Annotated in this window: 16 protein-coding genes, 1 tRNA gene and 1 pseudogene; 10 read left to right on the top strand and 8 right to left on the bottom strand. The window is 62.3% G+C overall.

Going from position 1 to position 19,398, the window contains the following annotated elements; genetic code table 11:
* The first annotated feature begins 107 nt into the window (after positions 1-107).
* Positions 108-521, top strand: a complete 414-nt coding sequence (locus tag HUK73_RS12750; protein WP_176592231.1) for a VOC family protein — start codon at positions 108-110, stop codon at positions 519-521.
* Positions 522-524: 3 nt separating this feature from the next.
* Here HUK73_RS12750 and HUK73_RS12755 read toward each other — a convergent pair whose 3' ends face one another.
* On the bottom strand, positions 525-1,394 hold the full coding sequence (locus HUK73_RS12755) for a tetratricopeptide repeat protein (protein WP_176592232.1): 870 nt from the start codon (positions 1,392-1,394) through the stop codon (positions 525-527).
* Complete coding sequence (locus HUK73_RS12760) at positions 1,394-2,149, bottom strand: alpha/beta fold hydrolase (RefSeq protein WP_176592233.1); 756 nt, start codon at positions 2,147-2,149, stop codon at positions 1,394-1,396. The genes HUK73_RS12755 and HUK73_RS12760 overlap by 1 nt, the downstream gene beginning before the upstream one ends.
* Positions 2,150-2,289: 140 nt before the next feature.
* Between HUK73_RS12760 and HUK73_RS12765 the strand changes: the two genes are divergently transcribed.
* Positions 2,290-2,376 (top strand) — tRNA-Leu (locus tag HUK73_RS12765).
* A gap of 333 nt (positions 2,377-2,709) precedes the next feature.
* Here the strand turns inward: HUK73_RS12765 and HUK73_RS26775 are convergent.
* Complete coding sequence (locus HUK73_RS26775; protein ID WP_255326270.1) at positions 2,710-2,940, bottom strand: hypothetical protein; 231 nt, start codon at positions 2,938-2,940, stop codon at positions 2,710-2,712.
* Between HUK73_RS26775 and HUK73_RS12770 the strand changes: the two genes are divergently transcribed.
* Complete coding sequence (locus HUK73_RS12770; RefSeq protein WP_369805488.1) at positions 2,924-3,526, top strand: alpha/beta fold hydrolase; 603 nt, start codon at positions 2,924-2,926, stop codon at positions 3,524-3,526. The genes HUK73_RS26775 and HUK73_RS12770 overlap by 17 nt on opposite strands.
* 53 nt (positions 3,527-3,579) lie before the next feature.
* The gene (locus tag HUK73_RS12775) at positions 3,580-5,142 is read left to right on the top strand and encodes a benzoate-CoA ligase family protein (protein WP_176592234.1); all 1,563 of its coding nucleotides are present in this window, start codon (positions 3,580-3,582) and stop codon (positions 5,140-5,142) included.
* 259 nt (positions 5,143-5,401) lie between these two features.
* Here the strand turns inward: HUK73_RS12775 and HUK73_RS12780 are convergent, their stop codons facing one another.
* Positions 5,402-6,955 carry an ISL3 family transposase gene (locus HUK73_RS12780; RefSeq protein ID WP_176592235.1) on the bottom strand — a complete coding sequence of 518 codons (1,554 nt, stop codon included), beginning with the start codon at positions 6,953-6,955 and terminating at the stop codon, positions 5,402-5,404.
* 168 nt (positions 6,956-7,123) lie between these two features.
* Positions 7,124-7,624, bottom strand: a pseudogene (locus HUK73_RS12785) (FMN-dependent NADH-azoreductase); the annotation flags it as partial.
* 138 nt (positions 7,625-7,762) lie between these two features.
* On the opposite strand from HUK73_RS12785, the gene HUK73_RS12790 reads away from it, so the two are divergent.
* Genes HUK73_RS12790 through HUK73_RS12800 form a run of 3 tightly spaced genes read left to right on the top strand, consistent with a single transcriptional unit; the run spans position 7,763 to position 10,936 of the window.
* Positions 7,763-8,797, top strand: a complete 1,035-nt coding sequence (locus tag HUK73_RS12790; RefSeq protein WP_176592236.1) for a TonB-dependent receptor — start codon at positions 7,763-7,765, stop codon at positions 8,795-8,797.
* 32 nt (positions 8,798-8,829) lie between these two features.
* Positions 8,830-9,444 (top strand): glutathione S-transferase family protein, encoded by a 615-nt coding sequence (locus HUK73_RS12795; protein ID WP_176592237.1) that lies wholly within the window; start codon positions 8,830-8,832, stop codon positions 9,442-9,444.
* Between the two features lies 1 nt (position 9,445).
* Positions 9,446-10,936, top strand: a complete 1,491-nt coding sequence (locus tag HUK73_RS12800) for an MFS transporter (protein ID WP_176592238.1) — start codon at positions 9,446-9,448, stop codon at positions 10,934-10,936.
* A gap of 631 nt (positions 10,937-11,567) precedes the next feature.
* Here the strand turns inward: HUK73_RS12800 and HUK73_RS12805 are convergent.
* The gene (locus HUK73_RS12805; RefSeq protein ID WP_255326271.1) at positions 11,568-12,884 is read right to left on the bottom strand and encodes an FAD-binding oxidoreductase; all 1,317 of its coding nucleotides are present in this window, start codon (positions 12,882-12,884) and stop codon (positions 11,568-11,570) included.
* Positions 12,885-12,909: 25 nt separating this feature from the next.
* Positions 12,910-14,154 (bottom strand): MFS transporter, encoded by a 1,245-nt coding sequence (locus HUK73_RS12810; protein ID WP_176592239.1) that lies wholly within the window; start codon positions 14,152-14,154, stop codon positions 12,910-12,912.
* Positions 14,155-14,237: 83 nt separating this feature from the next.
* Here HUK73_RS12810 and HUK73_RS12815 point away from each other — a divergent pair, with 83 nt between their 5' ends.
* The gene (locus HUK73_RS12815; protein WP_176592240.1) at positions 14,238-14,807 is read left to right on the top strand and encodes a TetR/AcrR family transcriptional regulator; all 570 of its coding nucleotides are present in this window, start codon (positions 14,238-14,240) and stop codon (positions 14,805-14,807) included.
* A 42-nt stretch (positions 14,808-14,849) separates the two neighbouring features.
* Here HUK73_RS12815 and HUK73_RS12820 read toward each other — a convergent pair whose 3' ends face one another.
* A complete protein-coding gene (locus HUK73_RS12820; RefSeq protein WP_176592241.1) occupies positions 14,850-17,183 on the bottom strand; it encodes a TonB-dependent receptor in 2,334 nt (777 codons plus the stop codon).
* Positions 17,184-17,363: 180 nt separating this feature from the next.
* Between HUK73_RS12820 and HUK73_RS12825 the strand changes: the two genes are divergently transcribed.
* Together HUK73_RS12825 and HUK73_RS12830 are read left to right on the top strand one after the other, a co-directional pair.
* The gene (locus HUK73_RS12825) at positions 17,364-17,738 is read left to right on the top strand and encodes a RidA family protein (RefSeq protein WP_176592242.1); all 375 of its coding nucleotides are present in this window, start codon (positions 17,364-17,366) and stop codon (positions 17,736-17,738) included.
* Positions 17,739-17,786: 48 nt separating this feature from the next.
* Positions 17,787-19,388: a GMC family oxidoreductase gene (locus HUK73_RS12830; RefSeq protein ID WP_176592243.1), complete on the top strand. Its 1,602-nt coding sequence runs from the start codon at positions 17,787-17,789 to the stop codon at positions 19,386-19,388.
* Positions 19,389-19,398: the final 10 nt, after the last annotated feature.

Raw genomic sequence — 19,398 nt, forward strand, 5'->3', positions numbered from 1 at the left:
GGCAGTCAAAAGGAGAAAAAGAGCCAGGAGAAGAAATTTCCGGGCATCTTCTGATCCGCCTGCAAAGCGTCTATCCTCCCTTTCGTCTTCAGGGAGAGGGTTGACACATGGACGAAGCGCAAAGCCCCAAGGGAGGGGTCGTTCCCCATCTTACCATCGCCAATGACAAGGCGGCCGAAGCCATCGCCTTCTATTCCCGCGCTTTCGGCGCCACCGAATTGATGCGGCATGTCGCGGAGGGGCGTCAGCGCATCATGCACGCTCATCTGCGCATCAACGGCGGATCACTGATGCTGAACGATCATTTCCCCGAAATGAGCGGCGGCGCCCCGGCGCAAGCGCCCCAGGGCGTGACGCTGCATCTGTCAGTCGACGATGCCGACGTCTGGTGGAAACGCGCGATCGACGCGGGCGCGAAGGAGCGCTTCCCCATCGAAAACCAGTTCTGGGGCGAACGCTACGGCCAGTTGACCGATCCTTACGGTCATGTCTGGTCGATCAGCGGCCCGATCAAGGAATAGCGATCAGAGCGCGGGCTTGGCCGCCGGCAGACGCGACAGATTGTCGGCGGCGGCTTTGCCTGCGGGCGAATCCGCCGCCAGCTTGACCGCGCGCTGCCAGGCGGAACGGGCGACATCCTCCTGACCGGTCAGGACGGCGATATTCCCCTCCTCCAGCGCGACGGAGGCGTCATCGGGCGACAGTTGCACGGCGCGCGCGATATGCACCTGCGCCAGCTTCAATTCCCCCCCGCGACGGGCCAGCGTCGCTGACAGCAGCCAGGCCAGCGGGTCCTGCGGCACCTGCTCCAATGCGGTGTCCAGCGATTCACGCGCACCCTTGATATCGTTCAGCGCCACCAGCGCGCGGGCGCGGTCGAGATGGACCTCCCCCTTTTCCACGCCGTCGGGCAGGCCCCGCGCCAGCGCCGCGTCGAAATCGTCGCGCGCCTTGGTCGCATCGCCGCTGGCCAGCGCGGCATTGCCCGCCTGCGCCCACAGCCGGCCGCTCTGTACCATTTCGCCGCCACGCTCGGCTTCATCGGCACCCTGTTCGAAGGAGACGATGGCTGGCGCCCAACGTTCGGCCCGGGCATAGGCAAAGCCCATGCAGTTGCGCGCGTAAAAGCTGCCGCCATCGATCCGCCATTGCTGGGCGAAGGCGACGCCCTTTTCCGTCGATTCGATCGCCAGATCGAGACAGGCCTGGAATTTCTCCGCATATTTGGCTGGCACCGGGATTCGACCATCGCTCGTCTGCGCCGGGGCAGCGGGTGCGGCGGCAACGGAGGCGGCGGCCTCCGCCTTTTCCTTGCGCTTGCGGTTCATCACCGCCTCGATCTCCGGATCATAGGCCTGCGGAGCAAGCAGCAGCAGCGGGAGCAGAAAGGGCATCAGAGGCTGTCCAACAGGCTGGCGACAGTCCGGATCAGCAGAGCGATGTCCGGGTCGCGGGAAAGACGATGGTCGCCATCCTTAATCAGCAGCGTCTGCACATCGGATGAACGCAGCCGCTCTGCTATGCGCAGGGCGATCTGCCAGGGCACATCGGCATCCGCCTGCCCCTGCAGCAGCCGAACGGGGCAATTGATGGCGATCTCTCCTTCCAGCAGCCGGTTCGCCTGACCCGATTCCCAAAAGGCCAGGGTGGTGACATAGGGATCGTCACTATAGGGCGTCGGCTCCAGCAGCCGCCCCTCGGTCGCCAGCAACGCCTTGTCCGCATCGGTGAAGCCCCATTCGGTGAAGTCGGGCGCCGCCGCGATGCCGACCAGCGCCGCCACGCGATCCGGCCGCGCCCGCGCGATCAGCAACGCCAGCCATCCCCCCATGGAAGAGCCGACCAACACCACCGACCCCTGCGTCAAGGAATCGATCAACAACAGCGCATCGTCGCGCCAGCTCGCCAGGGTGCCGTCCTCGAACCGCCCCTCGCTGGCGCCATTGCCGGCATAGTCGAGGCGCAGCATGGCCCGCCCCTGCTCCCCGGCCCATGCGTCAAGGGCGACGGCCTTGCCGCCCTCCATGTCGGACATGTAGCCAGGCAGGAAGACGATCGCCGGTCCCCTTCCCGCCCTGTACCGATGGGCGAGCCGCAACCCGTCCGGGCGCGCAAGAAAGGACGGCGGGGTGACGACGGAACTATCCACGGCATTTTCTCCACGAGCGGACGGGACTTTCACACGAGCCGTAGGAAGCTCCGGGCCAAGAAACCAGAAAAATTAAAAATAATGCCTGGGGCGCGTTGACAGCCCCCGGACCAGCGGCTAGTTGCGCGCTCCTACCCCGTGCCCAGGTGGCGGAATTGGTAGACGCACCAGCTTCAGGTGCTGGCGATCGCAAGGTCGTGGAGGTTCGAGTCCTCTCCTGGGCACCATTTGTTCTTCCGGCACCATCCGGAGACGTTGGAAAAACGGCTGATTTCAGCTGTTTTCTCTGTTATAACCGTCCGGCAAAATCCGGGCGGATACGGCACCAATCGAGAATAATTCGGGTACTTTCGGAAGCTATCCTTCTCCGTCCATTTCCGGGGCGATAGCTTGATGGATGCCCTTTTCGCCACCACCTTGGCCACCGTCAAACCGCAGGACCGGGACTATAAGCTGTCCGACGGCGGGGGTCCGCTGACTGGCTGACACCGGATCAGGCTCACCGGCAGCCCGCTTTTTGGCAATCATAACACCATATGATATAGCGTCCGATCGGTCGGTTAATTAACATGTTTGTGTGACATATCACCATTCAGTCTCGCCGCCCCCAGGCACGCCATCGAAAGCGCCTTCGCATGATTGCCGCCAGCCATTTCATCCAATTGGCGGATCAGCGCATTCACTATCTCGAAGCGGGAGGCGGTGCTCCGCTGGTGTTGCTGCACACCGGCGGCGCGTCCGCCTATGAGTTCGAAGACGTGATCCCGATCCTCCGTGATCGCCTGGGACATGCCCGGCCATGGCGATTCCGACCCGATCTGGACGCATCGCCCGATCGAGCAATATGCCGATGACCTGCGCGCCTTCCTCGATGCTCTCGGGATCGAGCGCGCCATCCTCGTCGGCGTCTCGATCGGCGGCTACATCACGATGGATTTCGCGCGGCGCTGGCCCGAGCGCGTGGAACGGGCGGTCCTCGCCGAGGCGCCGCTACGGTCCGCACAATGGTATGCGCAGAACTGGCTCACCTTCGAAGCGATGTGCGCCATCCCGACGACCAGCTTCGAGGCGGCAGCCAAGCGATTCCGCGCACTCACCCCGGCCCAGCATCAGCGATGGAACATCGACCGGAACAAGGCCGGTAGCGGGACTGTCGTGAGCATCGCGTGGTCGGTTCGGGATTTCGATGCCGCGTCGGCGCTCGCCGCGCTGGCCGTGCCGTTGACGATCGTCATGGGCGCGACAGGGCCGACGGCCCAGGAGCGCGATCGGTGGACTGCGCTTCAGCCATCGGCCCGTCATGAGTTGATGGCCGAGTGCGGCCACTTCGTCATGATCGATGATCCGGCGGCCTTTGCAGCCGTCATTGACGCATGATCGGAGCGGCACCCTGCGGCGAGGCCCGCCGCCAGCGCCCGGGAGCAGGATCGATGAGGAGTGATGAGGTGCGCTGCATTGCGGACCTGCCAAGGCAGTTCAATGCCGCGCAAGATTTGATGTCGACCAATCTGGCGGCCGGCCGTCACGAAAAGACAGCTCTGATCGACTGCCGCGGCGCGTTGACCTACGCCGGTCTGGCGGAGCGGGTGGACCGCATGGCCGGAGCGATGAGCGCTCTGGGCCTGCGTCGCGGCGACCGCATTCTGCTATGTCTGCTGGATACGCGCGATTTTCCGACCGTATTTCTCGGTGCGATCAAGGCCGGCGTCATACCCGTCCCGCTGAACACGCTCCTGACGGGAGACGATTATCGCTGGATCCTCGAAAACAGCGGCGCGCGTGCGGTGTTTGTCACCGGCGAGTTGGCAGACAAATGGACGCCGATCGCCGCGGCCAATCCATCGATCGGTTTCGTTTCCAGCGAGGGCGGACCCTGGCGCGACCTTGAGTCCCTGCTGGACGACGCGACACCGCTCGGCCATGCCGCCGACACCGATCGCGAGGATATCGCCTTCTGGCTCTACACCTCGGGATCGACCGGCAGGCCCAAGGGCGCGATGCATCGGCATGGCTCGCTCCGCTTGACCGCCAATCTCTTCGGGCAGGGCATCGCCGCTCTCCACGAGAACGACGTGGTCTATTCCGTCGCGAAGCAGTTCTTTGCCTATGGCCTCGGAAACTCGCTGACTTTCCCATTTGCCGTCGGGGCCACCGCCATCCTGTACCGGGATCGTGTGACACCCGACGTGGTCAGCAAGATGCTGATCGACCACCGCGTGACCTTCTTTGCCGCGGTGCCCACCTTTCTGGCGAATTGGCTCGATCATCCCGGCTGCCCCGGGATGAGCCAGCTACCACGACTACGGCTCGCGACCTCGGCCGGCGAAACCCTGCCTGCCCGTCTTGCCGTCACCTTCAGGGCCAGATTTGGTGCCGACATCATCGATGGGCTGGGTTCCACCGAAATGCTGCACATATTCCTGTCGCAACGACCCGAACATGTCCGCCATGGGTGTACGGGAAAGCCCGTAGACGGCTACCGGGTCAGGCTGGTCGACGACCATGGCGCCGAGGTTGCCGACGGCGAAATCGGCAATCTGCACATTTCGGGACCGACCTCGGCGACCGCCTATTGGCAGAATGCCGAGAAGTCTGCGGCAACCTTCCAAGATGACTGGACGATCAGCGGCGACAAATATGTACGCGATGCGGAGGGCTGGTACAGCTATGCGGGACGCAGCGACGACATGCTGAAGGTCGGCGGCATCTATGTCTCGCCAATCGAAATCGAAGAAGCTCTTCTCAGCCACGCGCATGTGCTGGAAGCCGCGGTCGTGGGCGCCGCAGGTGCCGATGGCATGGTGAAGCCCCACGCGTTCGTGGTGCTGCGCAAGGGGGCCGCCGCTGGGGAAGAGACCAAAGCGGCATTGAAGACACATGTCAAATCACTGCTCGCACCCTATAAATATCCACGCCGCATCACATTTCTTCCCGAACTGCCCAAGACGGCGACGGGCAAGATTCTCCGATTCAAGCTGCGCGAAACGACCTGATGGCGAGTGCCGGAGCGCTGTCCGCACCGCGCGCAAGAATTCTTCCACCAGCGCAAACCTGGCCATAATCTATCGGATACCACCACAGGGGCGGTCCTATTCCGCCGGTCTTGCGATGCGTCTTCCCATGGGGCCCGCATCCAGCCACTTCTCACGGTGGCGACGATTGGGATAATGTGGTGGATGTCCGCAGAGGACCGTTCAACGAACTGTCAACCGGCGCGCAAAGTTGGCTCTGACGCAATTTTGATGACGGAGATCATGTCGCAGCCGCGATCAGTCTGGCCTCCAGGAGGTCAAGCTTGGCTCGGCCGTACATCTGCCGCTTGACGAGCTTGAGCTTGGTGATCTGGCCTTCGGTCTGCCCGTTTGACCAGTTCGAGGCGATCGCGGCCCGAACGGCGTCGATGTCCTTGGTCATGCCGCGGGCGAAGGAGTTCACCAGGCTTTGACGCGCTCTTTCGAGCCAGGCATCGAGAGAGGAGGCCGCTTTCTTCCGCAGCATGACATGGAAGGCGTCGGTGATGTCGCGTGCCTCGACGAGTTCGGGGACGGATTCCTCGATCGCCGCGACGGTGATCGTTTCAGCTCTCGAAAGAGCTTCGCGCTCTACCATCATCAGCCGCGCGATGGTTCGAGCTGACGGAACCCGGTGCAATCCCTCCGCTTTTTCCGCCCGCCGCTTCCGCGTTGCCCATTCGGTCACTACCCGAAGCGAGCCCCCGAAGCCCTGCTGTCGCATCTGCCGCCAAAGCTGTGCAGCGTTGCGCTGGCCACCAGCCCATTCCGCATCGAGCCAAGGCAACCAGGCTTCAAGGGAGTTTTCCCGAGTACGGAAGATATCGGTCCGCTGACCACGCAACACAGCCCGCACATAACCTCGGCTGCGCCCGGTCCGGCGAACGATCTCCTTGATACCGAGCCCAGATTTTGCCTGCTTCAAAATGATTTCGTTGTTTTCCTGTCGGCGAAGATAGCCCTCATATTGCAAGCGTTCCGCCACCGTGAGCAGGTCCGGATTAACGATGGTCGTGCCGATCGCCGTACGGATTTCGCGCATCGAGCAGCGAACCGCATCGAGAAAGGCGTGGCTGGCATTTTCCATCAGATGCCAACGATCAGCCACTTGCTGGGCGTGGGGAAGGGCCTGGGCGGCGGCTAACGCATATCCACCTCCGCGGTCCCGGGCGACGACCTCAATCTGCTGTTGTCCCACGAGCCAGCCGCGTGCGGTGGCAGGCTCGCGATCGGGGAGCAAACGGATCGGCCTACGCCGTTCGAGATCGCAGATAATTGTGCCGTAACGCTGATTGCGCCGCCATGCCCAATCATCAATGCCGACCACCGTGGGTGCAGCATGTTCAGGACGGCCACGGCGACGGATCGACCGCAGCAGCGTATCCTTGCTGACGGGCGCCATCAGCCGATTGGCAAAACGAGCGCCGGGCCGACCGCCAAGTGCCAAGCCGAGATGAAAGACCAGCAAACCGAGCCTACTGGTTCGGCGCGCCCAAGGTTCCACAACCTCGGTGTCGAAGCGCTCGGCGAAAATACGTCTGGCACAGTTTGCTGTCCGACAGCGGAATCTCCGCGCATTGAGAACCAGACGAACGGATCGGCCGGCCAGCGGAAGGTCACCCAACCGCCGGGAATAATGGCTATGCACCGCCGCCGCCTTAACGTCGCAGCTTGGGCACCGAGAATATGGCTTTGCTGAACGAACCGCGATTTCCATCACCGCTCCAGCATTGTCGACCTGTTCTACCACCAGGCCCGCTGGCACCAACGCTCCATTACGCAATCGACGAGGCATGCTGCTGATCCTCCTTGGAAAATCAACCAAACCCTACCTGCCAATTGCATCAAATATGAGTCAGAGCCAATTTTGCACGCCGCTCCACACAACGAACATCGGGTCCGCCTGCCGAGCAGGCGGCCCCGATCGTGAGACACAGCCGCCACGCCGCTTTCGCGCGGCGCTTCAGGCCGCGAGCGCGGCCACCCCGGCGAGCGCCGCTGTCACGGCATTTGCGCGCCCCTCGGGACCCGCCTTCACTCCGTCCGCTACAACCATTTCGGGAACGATGCCGATGAAGCCGAAAACCGCCCGCAAATAGGTTTCCAGATGCTCGTTGCGCGCAGCGGGCGCGCCCTCGCCGTAGAAATTGCCCCGCGAGATGGCGAGGATCACCCGCTTACCCGGAACGAGACCCTCCGGCCCATCAGGCCCATAGCGGAAGGTCTTGCCCGCGATCAGGACGCGGTCGAGCCAGGCCTTGAGTTGGCTCGGGATCGTGAAATTGTACATCGGCGCACCGATCACAACGACATCGGCGTCCAGAAAATCCTGCAGCACTTGCTGGCTTTCGGCCTTCTCGGGCGAGCCCTCTCCGACCGGCATGTTCGCAAGCGTCAAATGGTCAAGCGGCCGGGCGGCGATGTCACGATAGCGGATTTCGATCGTGGGGTCGGCCTGCTGGAACTGCGCGACGGTACTCGCGGGTCGCGCTCAGCGATCCCAATGCAAACGACACCACGATCTGGGGAATCTCGCAGGAATTCAATTTCAGACTGAGCAACGCGTTCACCCTGAAATCGCTCACGGCTTGCGTCCCGCTCTTTGGCGCTGCCTGAGGCCGAGGCCAAGTCGATCGCGTTCTTCGCGCAGGGCACGTACTGGCCGATCCCAGCCATCGGTCTCACCATCGGTGCTCGCTATACCAGCGATCGAAAGGCCCTCGACTCCTTCGTGCAGCGTACATCGCTCAACCCCGCGACCCCTGGCGCCGTCCTGTCCGGCTTTCCCTTCGTCGCGACGACCGCGCGAACCTATCATTCATTCACACCCAAGTTCGGCATCGACTGGCAGATCACGCCGAACGCCATGGTCTATGCTTCAGCGACCAAAGGCTTCAAGAGCGGCGGAACCAATTATGCAGCGACCAACCCCGCCTTTCTCAACTACAAACCCGAGTCTATCTGGGCCTATGAAATCGGCGCCAAGACCGAGTGGTTCGACCGACGCTTGCGCCTCAATGTGGCGGCCTTCCACTATGACTATACCGATCTTCAGGTTCTCCAGCCGCTGGCCCCCGGCATTGTCGCCATCAACAATGCCGCAAGCGCCACGATCAAGGGACTGGAATTCGAGGCCAGCGCAAAACCCTGGTCCAGCCTTCTTCTGACCGCGAACTATTCCCTGCTCGACGCCAGGTACGACGAGTTCCCGGCCTCGGCAGTGGTTGCCGGTCTGGTGCCCTATGTGGCCAGTTCTCCGCGCTATTCGCCGCTGACCCGCACCTTCAATGCCGGCGGCGACCGAATGAATGCAGCGCCGAAGTCCACATTCTCGGCGAGCGCACAATATGACCATGATATCGGCTACGGCTCGATATTCGTGCGGGGCGAATATTACTGGCAGGCCAGCGCTTCCTATGATCCGTCCAACGCGCCAATCCTGGTCGAACCGTCCTACGATCTGATCAACCTGTCCCTGGGATACAAGAGCGACGACGGTCGCTGGACCCTCAATATCCAGACAAAGAATCTTACGGACCGCGAGTATCTCGTGGGACGCTCCGCAGCTGGCGTCGTGCCTGCTGGCCTTGCAGGGCCGCCGCGGACCATCATCCTTCAATTGTCGCATAAGTGGTGACGGCTCCGCCGCGCCCTCAAAGGAGCAATGTCATGAAGCTGTACGGCGCCCACATGGCTGCCAATCCCCGTCGCGTGAAGATCTATCTCGCGGAAAAAGGGATCGGGATTGAGCAGGTCGACTTCAAACCACCCTATCCTGAGATGAAGACGCCGGAATTTTTGAAGATGAGCCCGACCGGCCGCATTCCCATCCTTGAACTCGATGACGGCACATGCATTCCGGAGACGATGGCGATCATCGAATATCTGGAGGCGGTTTATCCCGAGCCCAATATGCTGGGATCTGACGATCGCGAGCGGGCGTGGACGCGCGCCGTGAGTTCGATGGTCGCTGACCTTGTTATCCCATGGGGCAATCTCGTTCGCCACCGCGCGCCGAGCATCGTCGAAAGCTACGGCTTCAAACGCGTTCCGGAGGTCGCCCTATTCTTCGAGCCTATAGTAGAGCGCGGACTCAACGCGCTCGAGATCGCTATCGGCGACAATCCCTTCCTTGTCGGCGACCGGCCCATGATCCCCGACTGCCACGCCTTTGCGCTCTTTCATGCCACGATCGACAAATTCGACTATAAGCTGCCAGACCGTTTCGAGCGACTGATTGCCTGGTATGCGCGCTTCAGCCAACGGCCCAGCGCGGCCGCCTGACATGACAGGCACTAGAATCCCGCCCGAAAAGCGCCAGTCCTCGGCGGAACCTGCCTGGGATCTTGGCGGAGACGAGGCCGCTCATCCGGCGCGGCTGCGGTGGCCGACGAAGATCACCTACGCGCTCAGCGGAATACCGCCGATGATAGAGCAGCGCGGCATCTCGGCATTCCTGCTCATTTTCTACAGCCAGGTTGTTGGCTTGCCCGCACATGTGGTTGCCAGCGTGCTGCTGATCGTCTCGGTATTCGACTCGCTGTGCGATCCCTTCATCGGGCAGGTTTCCGACAATTTTCATTCGCGACTGGGTCGCCGTCACCCCTTCATCTATGCCTCCATCATTCCCGTTACCGTGAGCTTCGCCATGCTCTGGAGCCCACCGGAAGGATGGTCGCACCTTGCCCTGACCATTTGGCTTCTCGGCACACTCCTCGTGCTTCGCTTCGCCGATACTCTGTTCGACCTGCCTTCGAGTGCGCTGCTTCCCGAACTGACCCGCGACTACGATGTGCGCACAACCATTGTCTCACTCCGGACTGCCTTTGCGCTGCTGGCGGGAACCGGAATGACCATGCTCGCCTATCAGGTGTTCCTCCCTGAAAAGGCGAACGGAACCGGGGGCGTTCTCGCCCGCGATGGCTATTCGGAATATGGGCTTACCGCGGCTGCCCTGATCGCATTCGCGATCCTGGTTTCGGGGCTGGGAACCCACCGTCGCATTCCATATCTGAGCAAGCCCCCACGGCGTCCGGCCGGCTTGCGGCCGATGATGCGCGAAATTGCCCAGACCGTGTCCAATCGTTCTTTCGTTGCGTTGCTGGCCGTCGGAATGATGATGTCGATCGCCAATGGTGCGCGGCTCACGCTCGAGCTCTATTTCGGGCTTTACTTCTGGAACCTGACACAAACGCAGCTTTCCGTTCTACTTGCCATCACCCTCATGGGAACCATTCCCGGCGCCCTTCTGGCTCCGGTGCTCGCACGTCGTTTCGGCAAGCGCGAGATTGCATCCTGCGTTATCCTCGGCGGCATTATCGGGAATGTCGGCCCGGTTCTGGGTCGGCTTGCCGGTATCATGCCCGAGAACGGCACCAATGGTCTTTTTGCGATCCTCGCGGCCGACATTGGCTTCACCTACTGCGTGGCCACCATCACGACAGTCATGCTCACATCCATGTTGAATGATGTCGTCGAGGAGGTGGAGGTTCAGACCGGGCGTCGGTCGGAAGGCCTGCTGCTGGCAGCGGACAGCTTCCTCAAAAAGCTCGTGGCCGGGGTCGGCGTCTTCGTGTCAGGCGTAATGCTGACCTTCATAGCTTTTCCGCAGCATGCCGAACGCGATGCGGTGGCACCCGAAATCGTCGCGCGTCTTGCTTATGGCTATGTACCGATCACAGCCCTGTATTTCGGCGCGTTATGCGTATTGCGGCTGTACCGCATCGACCGCCGCCGGCATCAAGCCAATCTGGAAACGCTGAAAGAGCGCCCTTAGGGTTAGATTTCAATGGCCCCCTCGCCGGTGAGGTGGCCCGTTGAGTCTCTCACCGCACTCCAATCAATACGGCAGCGACTGTCCCCAGCGTTTCCAGTTCCACTACAGCGCAGTAATTGACGATGGACAGCCAGCCTACCCAGGCTTCGGAATTATCGCGCATCTCACATGCCGGATCATTCCATGGCTTGGCACCATTCACCCATCCGCCTTGGCGGATGGGTGCAGCCGAAATCCCACAGAAATCAGCCCATGATATTGACTGCCTAAGGGCAGCGCTTTGCTTCACAGATCACAGTGAAGGCACTCGCGTCCGAAACGCATTTTTCATGCCTGATTTTTTCAAGACGCTGGCGAATATGGCGACGGCGATTGAACGCGCAAAATGCCCGCTGGACCAAGCTAGTCACGACCCACTCCTTCTTGTTTTGCCGGGAATCTAGCATCGGCTTTCGCCGCCACAATATATCGTTCGGATAAGGAAACGAACGACGGCGTGCACGCTTGAGAATGAAGGTAAAATTGTCGCGATGCCTCCCCCATCAGGGTCGTATGGAGATTGGAAACCGACCGATCTTCTGCGGATGGACGTTGATAGGGGCCTTTCCGGGATGAGCGCGAGGATCATCGTCTAAATGATTCCCCATTGTTGCGCAGTTCGAGCGGCGGGGATCAGGATGTGGCGGATGAGCATTTCATATTTGCGGTTGAAGGACACTGGCTCCGGCCGTTCGACCGGGAAGGGCAGGGTCGCCATGTCGTCGCGCGCCAGTCCGCCCGCAAATATCTTGCCCATCAGGGGCGCCATCACATTGCCCCAGGCGTTGAAATACATCAGCCCGAAAATGCCTTTGCCCAGTTCGAACACGCCGGGAAACTGCGCCTTCCGCAAGGCAACCCGGCCCGTCCAATAATCCTCCATCTCGATTCCCATACCGCGTGTTTCCGGCCAGATGCGATGCAACCAGCGCAGTTGCGACTGGAAATGCCATTGCGCATCATGCGCTCCGCCGACCCGAGGGATAGAGGAGAGGATGAGGCGGTCATGGCGATCGCGGACCATCGGATTGAGATCGATCGGCGCCTGCGCGAAAGTGCCGCCGCCGGGGAGAATATGGTCCAGAGCCTCGGCCGGCAGCGGCCTGGTGGTGAGGGCATAGGCGGTCAGCGGGTAAAAGGCCTTGCGGAAGGCGGGTTCGATCCCTGTCGGATAGGCATTGGTGCAGAACACCACGCGATCCGCCGACACGCTGCCTGTCCGCGTGCGGATGCGCCAGCGCTCCCCCGCCCGCTCCAGCGCGAGCGCCTCGCTATCCCCAAATATGCGCGCGCCGAGCCGGGCAGCCGCCGCGATCATGCCATTGGTGAAGAGATAGGGATTGATGCGGCCGCCATCCTCGAACAGCACGCCATAGGGATAGGCGGCCGATCCGGTCCGGGCCTTCATCTCATCCCCGGACATGCGGACCAACTTTTGCAGTCCATGCTCTTCCAGATAGGCAAATTCCCGCAGAAATCCTTCGAAGGCCCGCCGCGTCTTCATCCCGTTGATATAGCCGGAACGGACGGCGTCGCAGTCGATCGCATATTGGGCGGCCAGATCGAAGGGGATGGTGTGATGCGCGCGGAACAGCTCCAGAAATTTCCGGCCCTCGTCCGGAAAGCGGCGGAACACGCGCATGTCGCGCAGGATCGGGAGGACATGCCCGGCATTGCGGCCCGATGCTCCCCAGCCGGGCTGGCGCGCCTCCAGCACGGTCACGGAAACGCCCGCTTCCGCCAGATGCAGCGCGAGGGACGACCCCGCAAGGCCAGCGCCGACGATGGCGATATCGGTGGAAACCGCTTCCCTCAGTGCAGGCCAGTTGGGTGCGACGCCCTGCGGCTTCGTCCAGCCGCTGGCGGATATCGGAATCTCGCCCCGGTTGAAGGCGGCTTTGTTCTGCATCTGCTCAATCTCCAGGGGAATCACGTCAGTTGGCGGGTGCCGCCACGGCGGGCGCGCATTGTTCGTTGCGACAGAAGAGCGCGGCGAAGCTCGCCAGCAGCGTCAGCAGGCCGAGACAGAAGACCGGCAGGGCATAGCCCCGGCTCGCTTCATAGGCCCATCCGACCGCAACCGGCGCCAATGCGCCTACAAAGCCGTTGATCGTGAAGATGATCCCCAGCATCGCGGCATAGGCGCGTTGACCGATCATCTCCGTCAGCAGCATGGACCCGGCTTGCGCGGGCAGACCGGCGACGCTGCCCCAGATCATGACGAACAGCGCGATGGCCACCCGGCCCTGCCAAAGAGTTTCACCACCGACCCCCAGCAAGGCGAGCGTGCCCGCTGCCTGCAAGGCAAGGATGACGGGCAGGAGGATGCGGGCGCTGATCCGGTCGGAGGCCAGCCCGCCGATCACCAGTCCCGGCAGGCTCATGAAATTGGTGATGCTGTAGATTTTGACCGCATCCGCCTGATCGAAGCCGCTATGCTGAAGATAGGCGATCAGGTTGAAGAGGATGGCGTTCAGGGACAGCTGGCTGATCGTGAGGACGATGGCCAGCAGCCAGTAGCCGGGTTTTCTCAGAGCCTGTTCCCGTGTCAGGCCCGGCTCCTCCGCGCCGTCTCCGCCGCATGTTTCGCATAGGGTGCGCGGCAGGACATGCACCAGCCCCGCACATATCAACCCCGCCGCTGCACCGATGGTCCAGAATGTCGCGCGCCAGCCCAATGCTTCGATCAGCCGCCCGCTGATCATGGGCATGGTCGCACTGGCAAGTGCGCAACCGCCGATGAACAGCGCGATCGCCAGCCCCCTGTGCTGATGGAAGCTTTGCGAAATGACCGCGATGCCAGGAACGATCGTCGCCATGCCGACGCCAAGGCCTGCCAGTACCATCGCGGCCATGAAGGACGGCAAGGCCCCGGCGAAGCCCGCCGCGATCCAGCCGCACACCGCCATGCCCGCCCCGAAGGCGAACAGGCCCCGGACGCCGATCGCTCGCATCGCCGGGCCGACGACCAGATTGCCCGCGCTCATGCCGAGCAGCAGCGCCACCGGCCCTGCCCCCATTTCCGCTTCGCTCCAGCGGAAATGGGGCTGCATGACCGACATATAGACGCTGAGCGACGTCAGCATGCCGCCGATCAGGAGGAAGCCGATGACGGACAGGACCGCCATCACCCCCCATGGTTCCGGGCCGAGGGGGGCTTTCTGTTCGCCGTGCTTCACCTTGGTTTTCCTTTATTCCCAACGCCTGTCAGGTCGGGCGATTTATTCTTGAGTCCGCCAGCCTCCGCTCGATAAGAGGGCGCATGACGCGCGGCAGCATTCGCCCCGGAGGGCGCACGGAAAGGGTCAGGCAGACTGTTGCCACCACCGTCTTGCAGTTCATCAAGAACGGCGAGATCGAATTCACGATGCAGGACGTCGCGGAGCAGGCGGGCATAGCGCGCTCGACCCTGTACGCCCGCTGGCCGACGCGCGAAGCGTTGATCGCCGAAGCGCTGACCGCGCATAATGCGAGTTTTCAGGTGGAACCCCGCGCCGACTGGCGTGCGCATCTGCATGGCATTGCCATCGCCTTTCGCGACTTTTCGGCGCGGCCGGACGAAATCGCCATCAACGGGCTGATCGCGCATCTCGGCTCCGGTTTCGTGAATGAGGAAACGCTGCGGCAGTGGCGCGCCATCTCCGAGGAGATGGTCGTCCCACTGGACCTCGCTCAGCAAGAGGGCAAGATTCGCCCGGACGTGAACACGCTGATGGTGATCTCGACCCTGTTCACCTCGATCGCGGGCCTGATCGTGATCGCCAAGGATCAACCGTCCGATGCTTATGTGAGCCAACTTGTCGACCTGCTGATTGCCGGTTGCAAAGCATGAGGCAGGGGCCGGTATGGGGGCCGGCCCCGTTTCGAACACGCGTTAATAGCTGAGCTTTGCGTCCACCCCGAAGGTCCGCTTCTTCTTGAACGAGGCGCTGGCATAGCCAAGACTGCCGAAGTCGATGCCGAAATCGATATTGCGGTCGTTGGTCAGATTGTCGCCCCAGAAACCCAGGTCCAGCTTGCCGCCGCCGACGGCGATGTCGCTCAGCGCGATGCGGGCGCGCAGATTATGATCCGGGCGCGACCGGATATCGCGATTGAACGGATTGATCCGGTCCAGCGTGAACCAGTAGACGGTGCTGCGATAGGAATAGTCGGCGCGCAGCGACAGGGTGCCGATGCCCAATTCATGGTCATATTGCACGCCGGCATGGGTGTTCAGCTTGGCGGTCTGCGACATGCGCGCTTCGGACGCGACGTTGATCACTGCGTCCGTAGCGGGATCACGGTAGAGATAGCTCTTATATTTGGGTGAGGTATAGCCGACCGAACCATCAATCGTCAGGCCGCGTACCGGGATGGCGGTGAGTTCGGCTTCCACCCCGCGATAGGCGACCCGACCCGCATTGACGATGGTCGATGTCGCCCCGCCGGTGCCCGCCAGAAATTGCGGGATTTGCAGATTTTTATAGTCGACATAGAAGGCCGACAAATTGGTCCGCAGACGGCGGTCGAACCATTCGGCCTTCACGCCCGCTTCATAGGATATCGCCTTTTCCGGCGCGAAGATGTTGATCTCCGAAGCGGACGGATTGATGCCGCCGGCGCGGTAGCCGCTCGACACCCGGACATAGGTCATCAAGTCCTGGCGCAGCTTGTAATTGGCGGAAACCAGCCAGGAAAAATTATTATAGGATACCCGGCCGTCCAGATTGGGCTGCACATCACCGGCAAGCGTCAGCCATTTCCTGTCCTTGGTATAGCGAGCGCCGCCGGTCAGCTCCAGATCGCTGCTCGGCGAATAGCTGAGCTGGCCGAAGACAGCATAGGAGCGCGCCTTGCCATGAAAGGCCTGCAGCGGCGAAAGGTTCACGCCCGCATCCCCGCCGGGAAGCACGAAGGTCAATTGCTGATAATTGGCTTCGGACGATTTTTCATGAAAATAGAAGGCGCCGCCGACATATTTGAACGCCCCGGATTCGCCCAGCAACTGCACTTCCTGCGAAAACTGGTGCTGACGCTGCGTGGTGTAGCCGTCATAGGGCGTCACCGGCTGCACGCCTGTGGGCAGAACGGTGCCGTCGACGAACAGCAGCGGACTCAGGGTGAAGCCAAGCAACTGACCATTGCCCGACAGACCATTGGCGCCATCCTGCCGATAGGCGCGATAGGCGGTGATCGATTTGATCGCGAGCGCGGGGCTGAGCTGATAATTGAGCGTCAGGGCGTGGCCGTAAACCCGCGCCTTGACGCTGAAAGTCGGGTTGCCGTTCAGATCCATCGCCGGTTGTTGCTCACCCCGGCGCAGCCCTTCCGAGCCGATCTGAAATGGTGAGCCGCCGAAAGATTGCGAGTTTCCGTAATAGGTCCGAACATCATCCGTCGCGTTCACGACCTGGAAGAAGGTCGGAACGCCCTCGCGAACATTATAGTCGAAGCCGTAATTGACGGTCAGCTTGCCGAAGTCCCCCTGAACCGCGGCGGTGACGGCATCGCTGTTGAGAGCGCCGGGGTCCTTGCTCGACGGGGCAAGGATATTGTCGAAATAGCCGTTCTTCTGCCGATGCATGTAGGAGACCGAAGCCTTGATCGGCATGGTGCCGATCAGGCCGGTATCGAACCGGGCGCGGGCGAACCAGTCGTCGAACGTGCCGTAGCCCGCCTTTCCTTCGAAGCCCGCCTTGTCGGTGGGTTTGCGGCTGACGAGCTGGATCGCGCCGCCGACGCTGTTGCGACCGAACAGCGTGCCCTGCGGGCCACGCAGCACTTCGATGCGTTCCAGATCGACCAGATCGAAGATCGCCCCGGCCGAGCGGGCGATATAGACGCCGTCGAGATAGATGCCGACGCCCTGTTCCGACACGGCACTGGGCGATGCATTGCCGATGCCGCGAATGAACACCGACGCCGCGGTGATCGACGCGGGCTGCGCGCTGATGCCCAGATTCGGGGTGAATTGCGATGTGGCGACCACGTCGCGGATATTGAGCTTGTCAAGCATTTCGCCGGTCATGGCGGTCACGGCGACCGGCGTATCCTGAAGATTCTCGCGCGTCCGCCGCGCGGTCACGACGATGGTGCCCAGTTGAGAAGCGTCGGCCTGCACAGCTGCCTTTTCAGCCCGCGCCTCCGCCGCCAGGGCGGTGCCGTAAGGTACACTGAGCGCTGCACCGGAAAGCAGTATGGATCGCGAAAAATGCCGTAATATCATGCCTATACCCCTCATTTTGCGTAGCTTTTGAAGCTTCTTGCTCTTGATTCATGGCATGCTGGCACAGAGTTTTCTCATAAACAAGACATTGTGTAGTGTTTATGTTCGGGATATGGAAATCGCCATGCCGCCGTCACCCACGGCTGACGGCTGCGAAATCCCGAAAAAGAGAGGAACGACATGTCCGACACCGATACCGCCGACGGCTATGGCTATTGCGAGGCGCGCGTCGCCGGCCGCCTGCTCTTCTGTTCGGGCCAGATCGGGATAGAGGCAGACGGCAGCGTGCCAGCCGACCCTTCCCGTCAATATAAGCTGGCCTTCCTCGCGCTGGGCGAAGTGCTGCACCGCCATGGGTGCGGTGCGGCCGACATCGTGGACCTCACATCCTTCCACGTCGACTATCCCGCCCATATGGAGAGCTTCATGGCCGCGAAGGCGGCGTTCATGGAAGGCGCAAGCTGCTGCTGGACCGCGGTCGGCGTCAGCGCACTGGGCCATCCCGGCTCACTCGTCGAGGTCAAGGCCATCGCCCGGCTGCCCGACGCCGTATAGCCCCCTCCTACCCCCGCATTTCCATTCCTCGCCCGCAGGAGCGACCGCATGCAATCAGGCACAGACTATGACTATATCATCGTGGGCGCGGGATCGGCGGGATGCGTCCTTGCCAACCGCCTTTCCGCTGACCCGGACATCAGGGTGCTCCTGCTCGAAGCGGGCGGGCGCGATCGCAATCCCCTGATCCACATCCCGGCGGGCTTCTTCCCGATGCTGCAAGGCGGGATGGTGAGTTGGCACTATCAGACTGCGCCGCAGCAGCATCTCGACAATCGCATCCTGGCCGATGCGCGCGGCAAGGTGCTGGGCGGCAGCAGTTCCATCAACGGCATGTGCTACAGCCGGGGCAGTCCGGAGATTTTCGACCATTGGGCAAGCCTCGGCAACAGCGGCTGGTCCTATGAAGAGGTGCTGCCCTATTTCAGGCGCGCCGAGTGCAGCGCCCATGGCGAAGACCATTTCCACGGCGGCAGCGGCCCCTTGCCGGTGACGCGCGCGGAGGTCCGCAACCCCGGCCAGCGGGCGTGGATCGAGGCCGCGCAACAGGCGGGCTATCCCTATAGCGACGATCATAATGGCGCCGCGCCCGAAGGTTTCGGCCCGTCGGAGCACACCATCCGCAAAGGCCGCCGGATGAGCACGGCCGTCGCCTATCTGCATCCGGTGCGGGGGCGACGGAACCTCACCGTCCGGACGAGGGCGCATGTCACCCGGCTGCTGCTGCGCGGTCAGCGCGCGGTCGGCGTCGAATATCGGCAGGGCCGGGAGACACGCCAGGTCCACGCCGCCCGCGAGGTGATCGTGAGCGGGGGCACTTTCCAGTCCGCCCAGTTGCTGATGCTGTCCGGCATTGGCGAGGGCGATCATCTGAAGTCGCTGGGCATCAATACCGTCGTAGACCTCAAGGGCGTGGGGCAGAATCTCCATGACCATATCGGCACACAGGTCCAGATCGGCTGTCCAGAGCCCGTCTCCGACTATAAATTCGCGACCAGTCCGGTGCGCATGGCCGCGGCGGCCTTGCGCTACATGATCACGCGTGGCGGCCCGCTGGCCGGCAGCGGCACCGATGCGGTCGCCTATCTGCGTTCGGGTGCGCCGGGCCATGGCGAACTCGATCTCAAATATTATTTCCTGCCGATGCTCCTGGGCATGGGCGGCAGGCCAGTGCGCGAACATGGCTTCACCAAGCTGGTGATCCTCACCCGGCCGGAAAGCCGGGGCGAGTTGAAGCTGCGCTCCGCCGATCCCATGGACCAGCCGCTCATCAACGCAAATTATCTCGCGGAGGAAAGGGATCGCGACGCGCTGCGCCGGGGCATCCGGATTGCGCGGGATATCTTCGCGCAGCCCGCCTATGCCCGCTTCCGCGGACAGGAATATGCGCCCGGCCCCTCCTGCACGAACGACGCCGACCTCGACGCCTTCTTCCGCAGCACCTGCAACGTCAATTATGAAGCGGTCGGCACCTGCCGCATGGGGCAGGACGCGCTTGCCGTCGTGGATGCGCGGCTGCGGGTGCACGGGATGGAAGGGCTGCGGGTCGTCGACGGATCGGTCATGCCGCGCATCACCACCGGCGATCCCAATGCGACGATCATCATGATCGCGGAAAAGGCCGCCGACATGATCCTGACGCGGGATTGAGGCCGGCTAT

Origin of the sequence: Sphingobium sp. EM0848 (genome assembly GCF_013375555.1) — a bacterium.
Classification (GTDB): domain Bacteria; phylum Pseudomonadota; class Alphaproteobacteria; order Sphingomonadales; family Sphingomonadaceae; genus Sphingobium.